10 protein-coding genes are annotated in these 17,607 nt (G+C 69.0%); 9 read left to right on the top strand and 1 reads right to left on the bottom strand.

Annotation, left to right across the window (positions count from 1 at the left end):
* Nucleotides 1–9: 9 nt before the first annotated feature.
* Nucleotides 10–4,248, top strand: coding sequence for a glycosyltransferase (locus HUA74_RS16070; protein ID WP_254625069.1), 4,239 nt, complete (start codon nucleotides 10–12; stop codon nucleotides 4,246–4,248).
* 99 nt (nucleotides 4,249–4,347) lie between these two features.
* A complete protein-coding gene (locus HUA74_RS16065; RefSeq protein WP_174455207.1) occupies nucleotides 4,348–8,595 on the top strand; it encodes a response regulator in 4,248 nt (1,415 codons plus the stop codon).
* 169 nt (nucleotides 8,596–8,764) lie between these two features.
* Here the strand turns inward: HUA74_RS16065 and HUA74_RS16060 are convergent, their stop codons facing one another.
* Entirely contained in the window at nucleotides 8,765–8,959 is a 195-nt protein-coding gene (locus tag HUA74_RS16060) for a hypothetical protein (protein WP_246137619.1), read from the bottom strand.
* Between the two features lie 222 nt (nucleotides 8,960–9,181).
* Between HUA74_RS16060 and HUA74_RS16055 the strand changes: the two genes are divergently transcribed.
* From HUA74_RS16055 to HUA74_RS16025, 7 genes are all read left to right on the top strand, one after another.
* Nucleotides 9,182–10,120, top strand: a complete 939-nt coding sequence (locus HUA74_RS16055) for a MoxR family ATPase (protein ID WP_174455206.1) — start codon at nucleotides 9,182–9,184, stop codon at nucleotides 10,118–10,120.
* A 97-nt stretch (nucleotides 10,121–10,217) separates the two neighbouring features.
* Entirely contained in the window at nucleotides 10,218–11,633 is a 1,416-nt protein-coding gene (locus tag HUA74_RS16050) for a patatin-like phospholipase family protein (protein WP_246137620.1), read from the top strand.
* A 95-nt stretch (nucleotides 11,634–11,728) separates the two neighbouring features.
* Nucleotides 11,729–12,676: a branched-chain amino acid transaminase gene (locus HUA74_RS16045; RefSeq protein WP_141647031.1), complete on the top strand. Its 948-nt coding sequence runs from the start codon at nucleotides 11,729–11,731 to the stop codon at nucleotides 12,674–12,676.
* Nucleotides 12,677–12,793: 117 nt separating this feature from the next.
* Nucleotides 12,794–14,131: an AAA family ATPase gene (locus HUA74_RS16040; RefSeq protein ID WP_141647032.1), complete on the top strand. Its 1,338-nt coding sequence runs from the start codon at nucleotides 12,794–12,796 to the stop codon at nucleotides 14,129–14,131.
* Nucleotides 14,132–14,248: 117 nt separating this feature from the next.
* Nucleotides 14,249–15,091: a Fic family protein gene (locus tag HUA74_RS16035; RefSeq protein ID WP_141647033.1), complete on the top strand. Its 843-nt coding sequence runs from the start codon at nucleotides 14,249–14,251 to the stop codon at nucleotides 15,089–15,091.
* Between the two features lie 176 nt (nucleotides 15,092–15,267).
* Nucleotides 15,268–16,389, top strand: a complete 1,122-nt coding sequence (locus HUA74_RS16030; protein WP_174455205.1) for a bifunctional oligoribonuclease/PAP phosphatase NrnA — start codon at nucleotides 15,268–15,270, stop codon at nucleotides 16,387–16,389.
* Entirely contained in the window at nucleotides 16,386–17,531 is a 1,146-nt protein-coding gene (locus HUA74_RS16025) for a cysteine desulfurase family protein (protein WP_174455204.1), read from the top strand. The genes HUA74_RS16030 and HUA74_RS16025 overlap by 4 nt, the downstream gene beginning before the upstream one ends.
* Nucleotides 17,532–17,607: the final 76 nt, after the last annotated feature.

The following is a 17,607-nucleotide window of genomic DNA, read 5'->3' as shown; positions in this document are numbered from 1 at the left end:
GCCCCCGCTTTGAGCGACCTGCCCAGACTGCTCCTGTGCAGCTTCGACGTCATCCCCGGCCCTTCCGGCTCGTCACGTCGTTTGACCGAGTACCTCAAGGCGTTGCCGGATCGCTTCTCCGTGGTGGTGCTATCGGCGAAGACGCCTGACCACTCCCACATCGAGAAGTACCAGGGTGCTCGACTGCTGCGCGTCCCGGTAGGCTCGGGCGACCTCGCCTCTCGAATCCAGGCGTTCGAGCGGGCCGTCCGCCGCCAGCTCGAGAGCGAGGACTACGCGCTCGCCCACTTCACGGACCCCTTCGGCGGCTATGCCCTGTGCGAGCTGAAGGGCGACTACGGCTACCGCCTCATCTACGAGGCCCAGACCTTCCCCTCCCAGGAGCTGCGCTACACGCATCCGCAGACGGAGGGCGACCGGCGCTTCCTATCGAAGGTCCGCAGGCAGGAGCTGTTCTGCCTGATGAACGCGGACCTCATCGTCACCGGCTCCCAGACGACGCGCTCGTACATCCAGTCGCTCGGTGCGAGCGAGGAGCTCATCCGCGTCGTGCGCGCGCCGGTGGACCTCGCGCCGTTCGCGCCCGATGTGCTGGGCGCTCCGGATGGCGAGCCCCTGCGGTTGATGTACCTGGGCAGCCACGTGGGCTGGCAGGGCCTGCCAACGTTGCTGCGCGCCGTCGCGCTGGCGGGGCAACAGGTCGAGGTGCGCCTCACGCTCGTGGGAGCGCAGCACCCGGACTGGCAGCCCCATCTGGATGACCTCGTGAAGGACCTCGGCCTGAAGGACCGGGTGGAGTTCCAGCCGCCAGTGCATCACGACGACGTGGCGAAGGTGCTCGCGCTGGCGGACGTGGGAGTGCTCGCGCTCGACGACGTGGAGCGCAATCGGCTGCAGGGTGGCCCCCTGGCCAAGGTGTCCGAGTACTTCGCCGCTGGCCGTCCCGTCATCGCCGCCGACCTGCCCGTCTGCCGCGAACTCATTCCAGAGGATGCGGCGCTCTTCTTCCCGGCCGGGGACAGCCGGTCCATGGCCGACCGCATCATCGAGCTGGCACGGAACGTTCCCCGTCGTGTCGAGATGGGCAATCGAGCCCGCGAGCACGCCGAGGCAGCGCTCGATGCCGGCGTCATCCGGGGCCAGTTGCTGGACCTCTACGACTCGCTATTGGAGAAGCGAACGGGTCCGGTGACGAGGTCGAGCGAGGACGATCTACCGGCGGCGACGATGGTGACGGGGACCCCCACCAGCCGGCTCGCGACGCTGCTGCCTCCGGACAGTGGGCGGGTGAAGATTCCCCAGCCCGAGAAGCGAGAGCCTGTCGCGGAGAGTCCCGCCGAGCCGCCTGTCGACGCCTCCAGTGACGACCCTCCCGTGGTGATGGGGATGGTGCTGGACGACGGGTTCGATACGCGACTCATCAAGACGGAGCCGGACGCACGCCCCATCGAACCGCCCGTCGTGATGGGTCTGCCCCTGCGCGAGAGGGCTGTCGTTCCTCCCGCGGCGACATCGAGTCGCGAGGTCTCCACCTCGAATGGAGCAACGAGTCCCGCGCCGTCAGAGCCGACGCCCCTGACGTCGACGGCCATATCCGCGGACCCGACGCCCGTCACGCCGATTCGCGCAGCGTCGACCGAGGCGACGGGGTCCGAAGAGAAGCCTACCGACCGCCAGATGGAGGCTCGCGAGGAGGACGAAAAGCCCGAGGAGCCCAGCAAGTCCGCGACACCGCACCTCGAAGATGCTCCACCTGGCCCGACGCCGGTGGAGCCACAGTCGTCCAGGACGGACGAGGAATCACGTGCCCGTCCTGAGGCTGGCGAGCCCTCGAATGGGGACGACCGCGCGGATGAAGCGCCCTCGCCCACTCCGGTCGTCCGTGCACCTGCACCGCTGAGTCTCGACGAGCCCCCTTCGCCCACGCCCATCGTTCGGGCTCCAGCGCCGCTCCAGAGGGACGAGCCGCCCTCGCCCACGCCGATCGTTCGGACCCCAGCGCCGCTCGAGCGGGATGAGCCGCCCTCGCCCACGCCCATTGTTCGGGCTCCAGCGCCGCTCCAGCGGGAAGAGCCCCCTTCGCCTACGCCCATCGTCCGGGCTCCAGCGCCGCTCCAACGAGATGAGCCGCCCTCGCCCTCGCCCATCGTCCGGGCTCCCGCGCCGCTCGATCGGGACGAGCCGCCCTCCCCGACACCCATTGTTCGGGCTCCCGCTCCGCTCCAGCGGGATGAGCCGCCCTCGCCCACGCCCATCGTTCGGGCTCCCGCTCCGCTTCCGTTCGACGAGCCGCCCTCGCCGACGCCCATCGTCCGGGCTCCGGCGCCGCTCCAGAGGGACGAACCGCCTTCGCCCACGCCCATCGTCCGCAGCCCTATCGCGGCAAGGCACGAGGACGAAGCACCTGCTCCGACGCCGATCATCCCTGCTCGCTCCGTGCTCGCCAGTCGCAGCACATCGTCGCGAGTGGAGACGCCTTCCCGTCGGATGTCTCAGCTCACCACTCCGACAAAGGGGACTCAGTCCGTCGACTCGGAGCGAGGAGCAGCCCGTACGGATGCGGTCCGCGAATCGGAGCGCCCGTCTGGGCGCACCAACTCCGTCTCCGAACCTGAGCGGTCCACAGGTCGCGCCGGTTCCTCCGCCGAATCGGAGCGCCCGTCGGTTCGCGGCGCCGCCGTTCCCGAGCCAGAACGTCCTTCTGCGCGCGGCAGTTCCTCCACTGACTCTGAGCGCCCATCGGTTCGTGGCGCTGCCGTTCCCGAGCCAGAACGTCCTTCTGCGCGCGGCAGTTCCTCCACTGACTCTGAGCGCCCATCGGTTCGTGGCGCTGTCGTGCCAGAGCCTGAACGTCCCTCGGCACGCACGAGCGGCTCCACCGAATCGGAACGCCCGTCGGTTCGCGGTGCCCCGGTTCCCGAGCCTGAACGTCCCTCGGCACGCACGAGCGGCTCCACCGAATCGGAACGCCCGTCGGTTCGCGGTGCCCCGGTTCCCGAGCCGGAACGCCCCTCCACACGTACGGGTTCGTCCACTGACTCGGAGCGTCCCTCGGTTCGCGGTACTCCCGTCCCCGAGCCGGAGCGCCCCTCTGGTCGAACCCCATCCGTGCCCGACGTGGAACGTGCGTCAACTCGCACGGGAACCACCGACTCGGAGCGTCCCTCCGTTCGCGGAGCCACTGCCCCGGATCCGGAGCGTCCCTCGGGCCGGACCACGTCCGTGTCCGAGTTGGAGCGCGCGTCAGCTCGCACGGGAACCACCGACCCGGAGCGTCCCTCGGGCCGAGGAGCCGTCCCCGAGCTCCCTCCACGAAGCACCGACCCGGAGCGACACACCCCGCGCCCCTCGGGCATCGTCGAACCTGAGCGTCCGCGCGGCGCCTTTGACGCCGACCGACTCCCGCCCCTGGTCCGCCCGACCCCGCCCACCGAGCCCGGCCGCACCGCCTCACTCCGTGGAAGCGCGACCGATCCCGAGCGTCCGCCCCCCGTTCTCACCCCAGGCCCCGTCCTCACCAGCACGGACCGCCCCGCCCCCCTCCTGGGCGACCTCCCCTCCCCCGATACGGATCGCGGTCCGCCAATTCTCCGGCCCGGCGCGCCAGCCTCCGACACGGACCGTTCCGCCCGAAGCGAACCCGACCGCCCACCCGCGCTGCCCCCTCGCGCCAGCGCGCCGCCGCCCCCCGTCCCCCGTCAGCGCCCTCCCCGGCTGATGTCCGTGGACGGACCGCCCCGGCTGGAGCCCATCGACGGCGCCGCCGCTCGCCCCGCCCTGAAGGCCGCCACCTCGGCCGCCGAACCCGAGGACGAGCCCGAGGAGATCTCCGAGGACGAAGCCCAGGCCATCGAGGACGGTGACGACGCGGGGCCTACTCCATCCCACTCCCGCCCACGTCTCGATGAACCGGACGAAATCAGCAGCGACGAGGTGGAGGAGGCCGAGGTCTCCGTCAGCAGCGCCGCGCAGCTGATCGAAGACGAGGACGAACTCCAGGAGGCCGAAGCCGAGGAGGCCCTCCCGGAGCCGGCCACGGACGACGACGGCCCCGCGCCTGAACCGCTCTCCTCGACGCTGAATCCCTGGTTCGCCCAGCTCGCCCACGGGTACTGTCCACCCGAAGGCACTCGGTTCGCCCGTCACACGCCCCCCACCACCTTCCCGGGGCGGGATGACGATACGGATCCGTCCCGATTGCCCCCCACGCCCCGTGCACAAGGCGTCGTTCGCGGCAAGGGCTCGTGAAGCAGCCAACCGAGCACCCTCCGGAAACTTTCCAAGCTTCACGCCCGCCCAGTAGGATGTTGCGGTTTTCACTGCACTTTTTACGGGTGAAAGGGCTTCATGGAGCGCCGCGTCCTCATCGTTGAAAGCCAAAACGACTTCGCCCTCAGCATGGCGACCGTGCTCAAGAGCGCGGGTTACCAGACCGCCATGGCGGCGACTGCCACGGATGCGCAGCGCGAGCTGGAGAAGCGCCGGCCGGATCTCGTCGTCCTCCGAGCCGAGCTGCCGGATCAATCCGGGTTCACGCTGTGCGGGCAGATCAAGAAGGGCAAGTGGGGCCAGAATCTCAAGGTCCTGCTCCTGTCCTCCGACACGGGAGTCGAAGGTCTCACGCAGCACCGGCAGACGCCGGGCGCCGCGGACGGCTACCTCGTCATCCCCTTTGAAATGGGGGAGCTGGCGTCGCTGAGCACGGGCATCGTCCCACCGGGTACGGATGAGTCCGACGCGTCCCTTGACGCGGCGCTCTCAGGCAACGGCCCTCGCGAGGCCCCGCCTCCGATGCCGGCCATCCGCACCAGTCCGGGCGGTCCGCCCAAGCTTCCCAAGCGCGAGCGCCGCAGCGCGATGACGGAAGAGGACCGCGCGTTCCTCGACCGCGCGTTCCAATCCATCGCCGACCGCAAGGCGGAGCTGCTGGCGGAGTCGCGCCAGCTCAAGCGCCCACCTCCGCGCCGCGAGCTGATGGGCACGCCGGAGGGGAAGATCCAGATCCTCCGCGACGAGCTGAAGACGCGCGAGGCCCAGCTCGCCCGCCTCTCCGAAATCTGGAGCGTGCGCGAGCGCGAACTCCTGTCCGGCGAGGACCGGCTCCACGAGAAGGACGTGGAGCTGCAGGGCCTCAAGATGCAGGTCGACGACCTGTTGCGCCGCTTCAACGAGGCGCAGCAGGCCATGCTCCAGAAGGAACGCGAGCACGGCGCCACCGTCGATGATCTGCTGCTCCAGAAGTTCTCCTCGGAGAAGGACCTCATCGAGGTCGTCGCCTCCAAGGAGAAGGACATCAACCTGCTGCGCAAGGAGGTCCACAACCGCGAGGACGAAGTCGCGCGGCGTGGCACCGACCTGGAGCACCTCCGAGCCGAGTACGACAAGCTGGAGAAGCTCCACAACGTCGTCACGCTGGAGTTCGAGGTCAAGGAGCAGAAGCTCCATGACACCGTCCGCGCGAACGAGGCGGAGATCGCCCAGCTGGGCAAGCGCGGTGACGACTTCGAGTCGGAGCTGGGCCGCACCGTCAGCGAGAGGGATCAGCGCTACGCCGAGCTGGACGGGGAGATTCAGGCCCTCCAGGAGCGGCTGCAGCAGACGGAGCAGGAGCGCGACACCACCGTCCGCGGCCTGGAGACCCGAGCCGCCTCCGCCGAGGAGCACGGCGCCCGGGGCGACGCGGAGATCATCCGGCTGAACGCGGAGCGCGACGCGCTCGAGGCGCGGCTCAGCCAGCAGGTGGCGGATCTGGAGTCCGATCTCGCGCGCACCACGAGCGAGCGCGAGCAGCTCCGGATGGACAAGGACGCCCAGGAGACGGAGCTCAATCAGCGCGTCGAGGATCGCGACGCGAAGATCTCCTCCCTGGACCGCGAGCTTGCGGAGACCATCGCTCACAACGAGCGCACCGAGGCGGACCTCAACTCCAGCATCCAGCAGCAGCTGGAGCGCATCGGCGAGCTGGAGGGCGAGGTCGAGGCCGTCAAGGCGCACCTGGCCGACCGCGAAGCCGAGCTGTCTGGCGAACTCCAGGCACTCACCGACGCGAAGAACGCGCTGGAAGAGGACCTCACCGGCCGTCTCGAGGCGCTGCAGATCGCCAAGGACGCGCTGGAGGAAGACCTCACCCGGCAGCTCGAGGACGTGCGCGCGGCGAAGGCCGAGCAGGAAGCCGACCTCACCGGGCAGATCCAGGCCCTCACCTCGCAGCTCGAGGAATCGCAGCGCCTTGGCGAGCAGCTCCAGGCGCGCGTCGCATCGCTGGAGGACACCGTCGCCCAGCGCGAGTCCACCATCGAGGGGCTCCAGGGTGACGTCGCGGCGAGGGATCAGCGCATCTCCGAACTGACGGGAGACCTGGAGGCCACCAGCCAGACGCTCTCGCAGACTCAGGACACGCTGGCTCGCACCGAGCAGCAGCTCGCGGACACGCAGAACACCCTGGCGAGCACGGAGCAGACGCTCTCCGAGACTCGCGGCGAGCTGGAAGCCACCAGCCAGACGCTGAGCGAGACGCAGACGCGGCTGGCCCAGACGGAAGAGGCGCTGTCCACCACGCGCGGCGAGCTGGAGGCCACCAGCCAGTCGCTCGCGCAGACCCAGGACACGCTGGCGCGCACCGAGCAACAGCTCGCGGACACGCAAGGCACGCTGGCCCAGACGGAAGGCTCGCTGGCGGAGACTCGCGGCGAGCTGGAGGCCACCACCCAGGCGCTCACCCAGACGCAGAACACGCTGGAGGAGACGCGCGACGAGCTGGGCACCACCACCGCGCACCGCGACGCCCTCAAGGTCGAGCTGGACGAGACCCACGGGGCGCTGCAGACGACGCAAGCCGCGCTGGCGAGGACCACCGGCGAGCGGGATCAGCGCATCGCCGAGCTGCAGGCCCTGGGCGAGGCCAAGGACGCGCTGGAGCAGCTGCTCACCGGCCAGATTGGCCATCTGCGCGGAGAGCTCGCGGAGACGCTGGGCAACTACGAGGCGGAGCGGGCCGCGCACGAGAAGCTCGCCGCCGAGACGAGCGCGAACATCGAGGACCTCACCAGCGAGCGCGACGGACTGCGCTCGGAGCTGGAGGCCACCAGCCAGTCGCTCGAGCAGGTGCAGGGACAGCTCGCCGCCACGAGCGATGCGCTGTCGCGTGAGCAGCAGGCGCACACGACCAGTCGTCAGCAGGCGGCCAGCGCCCAGTCCGCGCTGGAGGCGGAGCTCAACGACGCGCGCAACCAGGTGGAGGAGCTGGGCGAACAGCTCACCATCACCAAGCACGAGCTGGGCGCTCGGGTGGCGGAAGTCACCCAGCTGTCGTCCCATCTCGCGCAGGTCGAGGACACGCGGGCCAACCTCAAGGAGCGGCTGGACGCGCTCACCGAGGAGTCCCAGCGCCGCGAGGAGCTGCTCCAGAACGACCTGGCCACCAAGGGCAAGGAGCTCTCGGACACGCTGCGCAAGCTCACCCAGGTGACGCAGGAGAAGATGCGTCAGGCCGAGGTGCTCAACCGAGAGGTCGCCACCCGCACCGAGCAGCTCAAGGCGCTGGAGACCAAGCTCCAGACGCAGGCCGCCGACGCCAAGCGCCACGCGGACGGACTCGGCCAGCAGATGGCCGGGCTCAACAACCAGTTCGAGCTGGCGAAGAAGACGCTCGGCGAGCGCGAGGAGCAGCTGCGCGCGGCGGGTGCCCAGCACCAGAAGCTGGTGCAGGAACGCGACGGCGTCACCGGTCAGCTCCAGCAGTCCGAGGCCCGGCTCCAGCAGCAGGCCCAGCAGGCGCAGCAGGAGCGCGCCGAGGCCAAGCGCGCCTCCGACGAGCTGGCGGCGAAGCTGGCCAAGGCCGAGCAGCGCGTCGCGCAGCTCACGCAGGAGGCCCAGGCGAAGGCCGCCGACGCCGACGCGAAGGCCAAGGACATGCAGGGTCAGCTCGCCACCCGCACCAAGAAGGTGCAGGACCTGGAGCTGGCGCTGGAGAACGCCCAGGGCGCCAAGGCCCGCGCGGAGAAGGACCTGGTCGCGAAGGTGTCCGCCGCCGAGGGCAAGGCCAACGAGGCCGCCGCCCGACTGGCCACCGCCCAGAAGGAGCGCAAGGACCTGGAGGCGCGGCAGCTGCGCGAAATCGATGAACTGGGCGCCAAGCAGAAGGCCGAGCTGGAGCGCCGCGAAGCCATCAAGACGCAGGAGGTGACGCGCCTGCAGCAGTCCGTGCAGGAGAAGAGCAAGGCGCTCAAGGTCGCGGAGCTGGAACTGGCCCGCTTCAAGAGCAAGTCACCCGCTACCCCTGCCCCGGTCGCGGGCAAGGCAGCCAAGGCCGCGGCTCCCTCGGACGACGACGAACAGCTCGCCCTGCGCACGCAGCTCAATCAGATCATCCCCGCCGCGGCCGCTCCCGCCGCGGCTGCTCCCGCGAAGGCCGCCAAGGCCGCCGCGAAGCCCGCCGCCGCGAAGAAGGCCGCCCCCGCCCCCGCCTCCGCGGCCACGCCGCTGGGTGGCGAGGAGTCGGAGCCCACCGACCGCACCATGCTCGTGCAGCTCCCCGTCGGTGGGGTGAAAGAGGATGACGACTGGACGGCGCTGGTGGACGAGCTCGACAAGTAGCTCGCTGCCCGGGGGCCGCCGCCACGGTGGCGGCCCTCGCCGGAAATCCCTACCTCGCGCTGTCTGGAGTTCCGGCACCCGCCGGGAAACCGGCACGGGGGCCGGGGAGCCTCAGGCGGTGTCGCGAGCCTTCGGGCCGCGACATCCATGCCCTACCGAGGCGGAAAACTCAGAGGGCGGCGCGCGCGTCGCGCACCAGTTCCTTGAAGTGCAGGCTGGCGAGGACGTCGCGGAGGGAAGCCTCACGCCCGACGCTGTGCGCCTGCATCTGCGCCTCACGCCAGCGGCTCACCAACGTCCGCACGGCGATGTACGACAGCAGCAGGGGGAAACCACCCGGCAACAGGATGATTGCCAGCGCCATCACCATCCTCATCCACGCCCACACCATGACCACGGACCTCGCTGCTTTCCTTCGTGAGTTGCGCCATAGAGATGCACGACGTGTGCCCACGGTGCGCAAATAATTTCCCCACGTTTTTCCGCAGGGTTGGAGGGCAGCGGGGCAGGAAGGTTGGGGACGAAGGCCACGGACCCTGGCATTTTTGCCGCAGTCGCCTGGGGGGCGTCGGTTAAGTTCCACCGGGTGAGCACCCCTTCGACGGCAGAGATCCGCACCTTCACCAGCGTGGCGGACGCGGAGAAACACCTGGAGCAGGTGGGATACCTGCCCTCCCCGGAGATCGCCACGGCGGCCTTCCTGGCGGACCGGATGGACAAGCCCATCCTCGTCGAAGGCCCCGCGGGTGTGGGCAAGACGGAGCTGGCGCGGGCCATGGCCACGGCGCTGGGCCGCGAGCTCATCCGCCTCCAGTGCTACGAGGGGCTGGACGAGGCCAAGGCCCTCTATGAGTGGGAGTACGCCAAGCAGCTGCTCTACACCCAGCTCCTCAAGGACAAGATTGGGGAGATGGTGCAGGGCACCTCCACGCTGTCGGAGGCGGCGGACCGGCTGGCCTCGAGCGACGCCGTCTTCTTCTCCGAGCGCTTCCTCCTGCCGCGCCCCATCCTCCGCGCCCAGCTCTCCGAGCGCCCCGCCCTGCTGCTGGTGGATGAAATCGACAAGGCGGACCCGGAGTTCGAGGCCTTCCTGCTGGAGGTCCTCTCCGACAACGCCGTCACCATCCCCGAGCTGGGCACCTTCCACGCCAAGCACATCCCCCGCGTGCTGCTGACGTCCAACAACGCGCGCGAGCTGTCCGACGCCCTCAAGCGCCGTTGCCTGCACCTGCACATCGACTTCCCGGACCGGGAGCGGGAGCTGCGCATCGTCCGCTCGCGGCTGCCCCACGTGCCGCAGATGCTGGCCGAGCAGGTGGTGGAAGCGGTCGCCGCCATCCGCGCGCTCGACTTGAAGAAGGCGCCGTCCATCAGCGAGACGCTGGACTGGGCGCAGAGCCTGGTGCTGCTCAACGCGGAGCAGCTCACCTCGGACGTCGTGGCCTCCACGCTCAATCTCGTCCTCAAGTACGAGGGTGACATCGAGAAGGCCCGCGCCAACCTGCCGCAGATCGCCCAGGCGTGAAGCCCTTCATGACGCCCGCCCTCCCGGGGGCGGCGGGAGGGTGTCCGACAGACGGTGTATGCTCGGGGCTCGCGCCCACCGAGGCCCTGGCTCACTTGTGCTCCTGAAGGAACGCTTCCAGATCACCCGGCCGCTCGAGGAGCTGGAGCTCTCCCTCGTGCGCGCGTCCCTGGCGACGCCTGGCCTGCTCGACGAGCGCGAGGAGGCCGTGCTGCGCACCGCGCTGTCACTCGCGCGGCTCTACAAGGTCCAACACGGGGGGCTGGACGTGGGTGTGGGCGCCCTGCTCACGCCGTTCCGCGAGGAAGTGGAGCGCCGGCTCACGCCCGTGCTCGGTGGGCTCCGGCCTCCGACGCGAGACAGGCTGGTGCCCCACGTGAGGGACTTGCGCGAGCACGCCGCGAAGGCGCGTGACGGCGTGGTGGCCCGGCTGCGAGGGCGTGTCCCTCCGGAGGCGTTGGACCGCGAGCTGCGTCACAAGGAACTGGTGATGGTGACGGGGGGCGGAGGCGGCACCGCCTTCGTGTACCTGGGCGTGATGAGCCTGCTGGCCGAGCACGGCCTGGAGCCGAAGCTGCTCGCGGGCGCGTCCATGGGCGCCATCCTCGCCATCATGCGCTCGCGCATGGCTCGCTTCGACCCCACTGAGATGATCAACATCGTCCGGGGGCTGTCCTTCCGGAAGCTCTTCCGCTTCATCTCCACGGAGAGCCGCTACGGTCTGCCCGCGGCGCTGCGCCTGTTCCTGCGCGCGGGCCTGGGACGTTTCTTCGGCGCGGGCCCCGAGGGCAGCGGCTTGCGCCTCAAGGACCTGCCAGTGCCCACGCTCATCTCCGTGGGTGGCATCCGCCGAGGCATGCTTCCCCGCCCGCTCGAGTATTACGAGCGCCTGATGGGCACCAGTCCCCTGGGCCTGCTCAACCCCGCGGGCGTGGCGCGCCGCATCCAGGCCGCCATGGGCGCCATGGCGGAGCTGTTCACCCGCCCCGAAATCACCGTGCGCCTGCACCTGGGCTCGGACGACTCCACCGGTGAATTCGACGCGCTCGACGCCGCGGGCTTCTCCTCCGCGCTGCCCGGCGTCATCCACTACGACGTGCTGCGCGAGGACCCTCGCATGCACTCGCTGCTCGATGACCTGCTCGCGCACCACGGCGTGGCGCGACTCATCGACGGGGGCCTCGTCGACAACCTCCCCGCGAAGGCCGCGTGGAAGGCCGTCGCGCGCGGACGCATCGGCACGCGCAACACCCTCATCCTCGCGCTGGACGGCTTCGCGCCCCGACTCGCCACGCCCTTCTGGCTCCCCCTCCAGCGCCTGGCCGCGATGACGGTGGCCCCCAACCTGCCCTACGCCCATCACATCAAGCGCTTCTCCCGCACGCTGTCACCGCTGGATGTCGTGCCCTCCGTGGAACTCGCGTCCAAGGCGCTCCACTACGGCCGAAAGGCGCTCGCCGAGGACCTGCCCTTCTTGCGACGCATGCTGGCCCCACTGCCACACGTGCTCTGATTTCCCTGAAACGGCTTTCACGCTTTGACCTCATAGGGTCCAGTGGCTAGAAGGGCCGGGCAGTCCCACTTCTTACAGGCCGAAGGAACCCCCGCATGAGCTCGACCTCGACCAGTGTTTTGCGTGCCGACCAGATATGGCTCGACGGCAAATTGGTGAAATGGGACGAGGGCCACGTGCATGTGATGACGCATGCGCTGCACTACGGGCTCGGCGTCTTCGAGGGCATCCGCGCGTACAAGACGCATGATGGCCGGCTGGCGGTGTTCCGCCTGCGCGAGCACATCCAGCGGCTGCTCGACTCGGCGCACATCTGCATGTTGAAGATGCCGTACACCGAGGACGAGCTCGTCGAGGCGTGCCTGGACCTGCTGCGCAAGCAGAAGGACCTGTTCGCCAACGGCGCGTACCTGCGGCCGGTGGCCTTCATGGGCGATGGCGCCATGGGCCTGGGCGCGGTGAACCCCACCCGCGTGGCCGTGACGGCGTGGGATTGGGGCGCGTACCTGGGCGACAAGGGCATCCGCGAGGGCATCCGCGCCAAGGTCAGCTCCTTCACTCGCCTGCACGTCAACGTGAATATGGTGCGCGGCAAGATTTCCGGCCAGTACGTCAACTCCATCCTCGCCAAGCGCGAGGTGGTGCTGGCGGGCTACGACGAGGCCATCCTCCTGGACATCAGCGGCTTCGTGGCCGAGGCGTCCGGGGAGAACATCTTCATGGTGAACAAGAAGGGCGTCATCAAGACCCCACCCTTGTCCTCGCCCATCCTCGACGGCATCACCCGCGACACCGTCCTCAAGATTCTCCGCGACAGCGGTCGCACCGTGGATGAGGTGACCTTCACCCGCGACGCGCTCTACATCTGCAACGAGATCTTCTTCACCGGCACCGCCGCGGAAATCACCCCCGTGCGCGAGGTGGACGACCGCACCGTCGGCACCGGCAAGCCCGGCCCCATCGGTACCTTCGTGCAGGACATGTACTTCCGCACGGTCCGGGGCATGGAGCCGCGCTACGCCGAGTGGCTCACCTACGTCTGACCCCCGGCGCCAGGCCTCCGGCGCCGTCCGGGGTAGGGAGCCTGCCTCCCTGCCCCCAGACCCCGGGAATCATCCCTTCTGCCCTCCCAACGCGGGTTTGGGCTAGAAAGGGGCCCGATGGCACCCGCCGGACACGCCTACGACGACAATCCGTTCAAGCTCGAGAACCCTTCCATCCTCGACATCGCTCCCGCGGAGCCGAAGTCGGTGGAGGAGACGGGGCTCAAGATGGGACTGCTCGCGGACATCGCGCTGAAGTTCCTCTATTACACCGGCACCGGCACCGGCATGGTCATCGCGGCCGAGATGCGCCTTCCATGGTCGGGCGTCATCGAGCACGTGGTGGACTTCCTCGCCACGGAGAAGCTGGTGGACCTGCGCGGCGGCAAGGGCTTCGGCCGCGCGTCCGTGGAGTTCATCCTCACGGAGAAGGGCCGCGAGTACGCTCGCGACGCGCTCACCCGCACGACGTACGTGGGCCCCGCCCCCGTACCCATTGAGCAGTACAACGCGCTCATCACCAGCCAGACGGAGGAGACGCCCGTCGTCAGCCAGGAGGAGCTGGTGATGGCGCTCAGCCACCTCACCGTCCCCGCCGAGCTGATGGACAAGCTGGGCCCCGCGGTGAACTCCGGGCGCTCGCTCTTCCTCTACGGCCCCCCGGGCAACGGCAAGACGAGCCTCGCGGAGGCCGTCTCCCACATGTTCGGCGGCGAGGTCTACGTGCCGCACTGCCTGGAGATCGGCAATCAGATCATCCAGGTGCATGACCACCTCATCCACACGCCCGTCTCGCTGGAGATGGGCGGCGATGCGTCCGGCCGCCGTCAGAGCTTCGAGATGGACAACCGGTGGATGCTCTGCCGCCGGCCCGCCGTCGTCGTCGGTGGCGAGCTCACGCTGGAGACCCTGGACCTCATCTACTCGGAGAGCACCCGCTTCTACGAAGCCCCGTTCCAGGTGAAGGCCAACGGCGGCATGCTCCTCATCGACGACTTCGGCCGCCAGAAGGTCCACCCCACAGACCTTCTCAACCGGTGGATCGTTCCCCTGGAAAAGCGGGTGGACTTCCTCACCCTCCATACCGGCAAGAAGTTCGAAATCCCGTTTGATCAGCTTCTCGTCTTTTCCACGAATTTGGACCCCAAGGAGTTGGTGGACGAGGCGTTCCTGCGCCGCATCAAGTACAAAATCGAGGTCACCAATCCCGACGAGGAGTCCTATCGGGAGATCTTCCGCCGGGTGTGCGAGGCGGCGGGAATTCCCTATGTGGACCAGGCCGTCACGTATCTCGTCGAGCACTATTACAAGCCCAGGACGATGCAGCTTCGCGCGTGCCATCCCCGCGATTTGGTGGGGCTCATCAAGGACGCGGCCCGGTACCGGCAGATACCGCCGGCCCTGTCCAAGGACCTGCTCGACCAGGCGTGCGAGGTCTTCCTCGTCAATCTCTAGTGGATTTCGTTGTTACAACCGTGCGGAATTTCTAGAATCCGCATGCCGTTGTATCGCTCGGCCGCACGCTTCGGTCTCCGCCCCGCGGGGATACGACGCAAGAAGGAGCCGCAGTCCGTGAAGGAACGCTACCAGGACATCGACGAGAAGAACGAGGCGCTGCGCGAGTACCTCGACATCTACAAGGACAAGCAGCCAGCGCGTGACTTCCTCGAACAGTTCGAGATGTCGTGGATCTACCACGACGCCGCACTGGAAGGCGTGGTCTACACCCACCAGGAACTGAAGGCCGCGCTGTTCCCAAGTCGCGCGAGCGCCGAGGCCTCCATGATTCCGGTGGTGCTCGAGATTCGCAATCACAAGGCCGTCTGCGACTTCATTCGCGAGGAAGCCGCGGGCGCCAAGAAGCAGGCGCAAATCACCCTCACCACCATCAAGCGGATGCACGACCTCTTCCTCGGGAACACCCCGGAGGCATTGGCCGAGCGCGCGCGCATGGAGCGACGGGAGCGCACGGAGAAGGAGCTCGCCAAGGAGCGCGAGCGCTCGGGGCTGCGCAAGGACATGCCGCTGCACCGCACGTACTTCCACGACATCCACCAGCCCGCGAAGATCCAACCGGCGCTGGAGAAGCTCGTGGACTACACGGCCAGCGCCGAGTTCCGCGAGTTCCATCCCATCAAACAGGCCGCCACGGTGCAGCACAGCTTCCTGCAGATCTTCCCCTTCACCGAGCACAGCGGGAAGGTGGGGCGCATGTGCAGCAACCTCATCCTGCTGCGCAATGGCTACATGCCCGCCGTCATCCACTCCATTGACCGGCAGCGCTATTACGAGTGCTTCCGGGGCCCGGTGGCGCAGTTCCGCACGGTGCTGATGGACGCCATGGAGAACTCGCTCGACAACGGGGTGAAGTACTTCAGGGACCTCGGGCGCAAGTACAAGGCCATCAACAACTAGTTGGACCTCCTCAAGGGGGCAGGAAGGCGTCCGGGCACACGGCCTTCCGCCCCTCCGTGAACGTCGGAGGGGGCGTTTGCACCATTGATGTGCGGGTGACACCGCGCCCTCAATGTCGAGGAGACAACATCCGGCATCTCGAAACCCGAGGCCGGAGGAAGTAAAGAAGACCATCCATGCCCGTGACCCAGTCCTTCAACAGCCGCCGTGCCCAGGGAACCATCGGGGGCGAGCTGACGGAGCCTCCGCCACCGCGACTGGCCATGCTGTCGGCCCGGGACAAGCTGGACCGGCTGCTCCAGGTAGCCAAGGGGCACCGCAAGGCGCTCATCCTCACGCACGACAACCCGGACCCGGACTCGCTGGCCGCCGCGGTGGCGCTCGCCCACCTGCTGGAGCGCCGAGCGGACGTGGAGGCCCATGTGGGCTACGGGGGCATCATCGGCCGGGCGGAGAACATCGCCTTCGTGAAGGTGCTGCGGCTGCCCATCTCCCACGTGTCGCAGATCGACTTCGACGAGTACGACCTCTTCGGGTTGGTGGACACGCAGCCCAAGGTGGGCAACCACTCGCTGCCCGTGCGGCTGGAGGCCCACCTCGTGGTAGACCATCACCCGCTGCGCGAGGAGAGCCTGGCGTCGCCCTTCGCGGACGTGGGCGGGGACTTCGGCGCGACGTCCACCATGCTGGTGGAGTACCTGCGCGCCGCGCGCGTGGAGCCCTCCGTCGAAGTGGCCACCGCGCTGTTCTACGGCATCAAGGCGGACACGAGGGACCTGGGCCGCGAGACGACGCAGACGGACATCGACAGCTACCTGTGGCTGTTCCCGCGCATGGACAAGTCGATGCTCGCGCAGATCGAACACCCCGAGCTGCCGGCGCGCTACTTCCAGCTGTACCACACGGCTTTCGAGCGGGCGAAGGTCTACGGCACCGCCATCGTCACCGACCTGGAGGAGGTCTACTCCCCGGACATGGTGGCGGAGGTCGCCGAGCGGCTGATGTTCCTCGAGGGCACGAAGTGGTCGCTGGCCTTCGGCACGTACCGCAACCAGCTCTACTTCAGCCTGCGTGTGAAGGACCGGCGGATGAACGCGGGCCGGCTCATCCGCGAAATCTTCGAGGACTACGGCGGCTCCTCCGGCGGCCACGGCAGCATGGCCGGCGCGCGACTGCCGCTGTCGGGCAAGGCGGCGCAGCGCAAGGCGCTCAAGCGTGAGCTGGTGAGTCGCTTCCTGGAGGCCTTCGGCGTCTCGGACGAGCGTCCCGTGTCGCTGCTCTCCGCGCAGGACTCGTGATCTACTGGGACTACAACGCCGCCGCGCCTGTCCGGCCGGAAGTCGCGACGGGGCTCGCGCACGCCCTCGTCCACGGTGGCCATGGCAATGCCTCCAGCGTGCACGCCGCCGGCCGCGAGGCCCGCGCCAGGCTGGACGCCGCGAGAGCCCGGGTGGCGCGCGTGCTGGGCTGCGAGCCGAAGGAAGTCTGCTTCACGGCCTCGGGCAGCGAGGCGGATGCCCTGGCCCTGGTGGGCGCGTGGCATGCGCGTCCCTCGCCGGAGCGACGTCGGCTGGTGACGTCGGCGGTGGAGCACCCCGCCCTGCTGGGCGCGGTGGCGCAGCTCGAGCGGGAAGGCGCGCAGGTGGTGCGAGTCGCCCCAGGCCCGGATGGGCGCGTGCGCGAGGAGGACCTGCTCGCGGCGCTGACGCCGGACACCGCGCTGTGCTCGCTGATGTGGGCCAACAACGAGACGGGCGTGGTGCAGCCCGTGGCGGCCGTCGCCCGCGCGTGCCGCAAGCAGGGCGTGCTCTTCCACACGGACGCGGTGCAGGCGGCGGGCAAGCTCCCGCTGTCGCTGCGCGAGGTGGACGCGGATCTGCTGTCGTTGTCGGCGCACAAGTTCGGCGGGCCCTCGGGCGTGGGCGTGCTGGTGGTGCGCAAGGGCGTGGACGTGCGCGCCCTCACCCCCGGACACCAGGAAGGGGGCCGTCGCGGAGGGACGCAGAACATCCCGTATGCGGAGGCCCTGGCGCTCGCGCTGGAACTCGCCGCGGGTGAGCAGGCGACGCTGGCGGCCCGGCTCGGCGCGCTGCGCGACGACTTCGAGCGCGCGGTGCTGGAGTCGGTGGTGGGCGTGACGGTGAACGGCGCGGGTGTGGCCCGCGTGCCCAACACGAGCAACCTGCGCTTCGATGGCGTGGAGGGCGAGGCGCTGCTCATCGCGCTCGACCTGGATGGCATCTGCGTGTCGATGGGCGCTGCCTGCGCGTCCGGGACGTTGACGCCCTCGCACGTGCTCCGGGCCATGGGACTGTCAGCGGTCCAGGCACGCGGAAGCCTCCGCTTCAGCCTGGGGCCCGACACCCGCGAGGACGATGTGCGCCGCGTCGTCGACGCACTCCGTCGTCACGTGCCCCTGGTTCGCGCCCTCGCGGGCTAGGTCCTCTTCGCGCCCGACGCACGCGCGTGGCCCCGCGTCCTTGCACGCCGCCACGTACGTCAGGCGCACTTGACGC

It is taken from the genome of Myxococcus sp. CA051A (assembly GCF_013336705.1).
Lineage (GTDB): Bacteria > Myxococcota > Myxococcia > Myxococcales > Myxococcaceae > Myxococcus > Myxococcus llanfairpwllgwyngyllgogerychwyrndrobwllllantysiliogogogochensis.
This window is presented reverse-complemented; position numbering and strand designations above follow the sequence as displayed.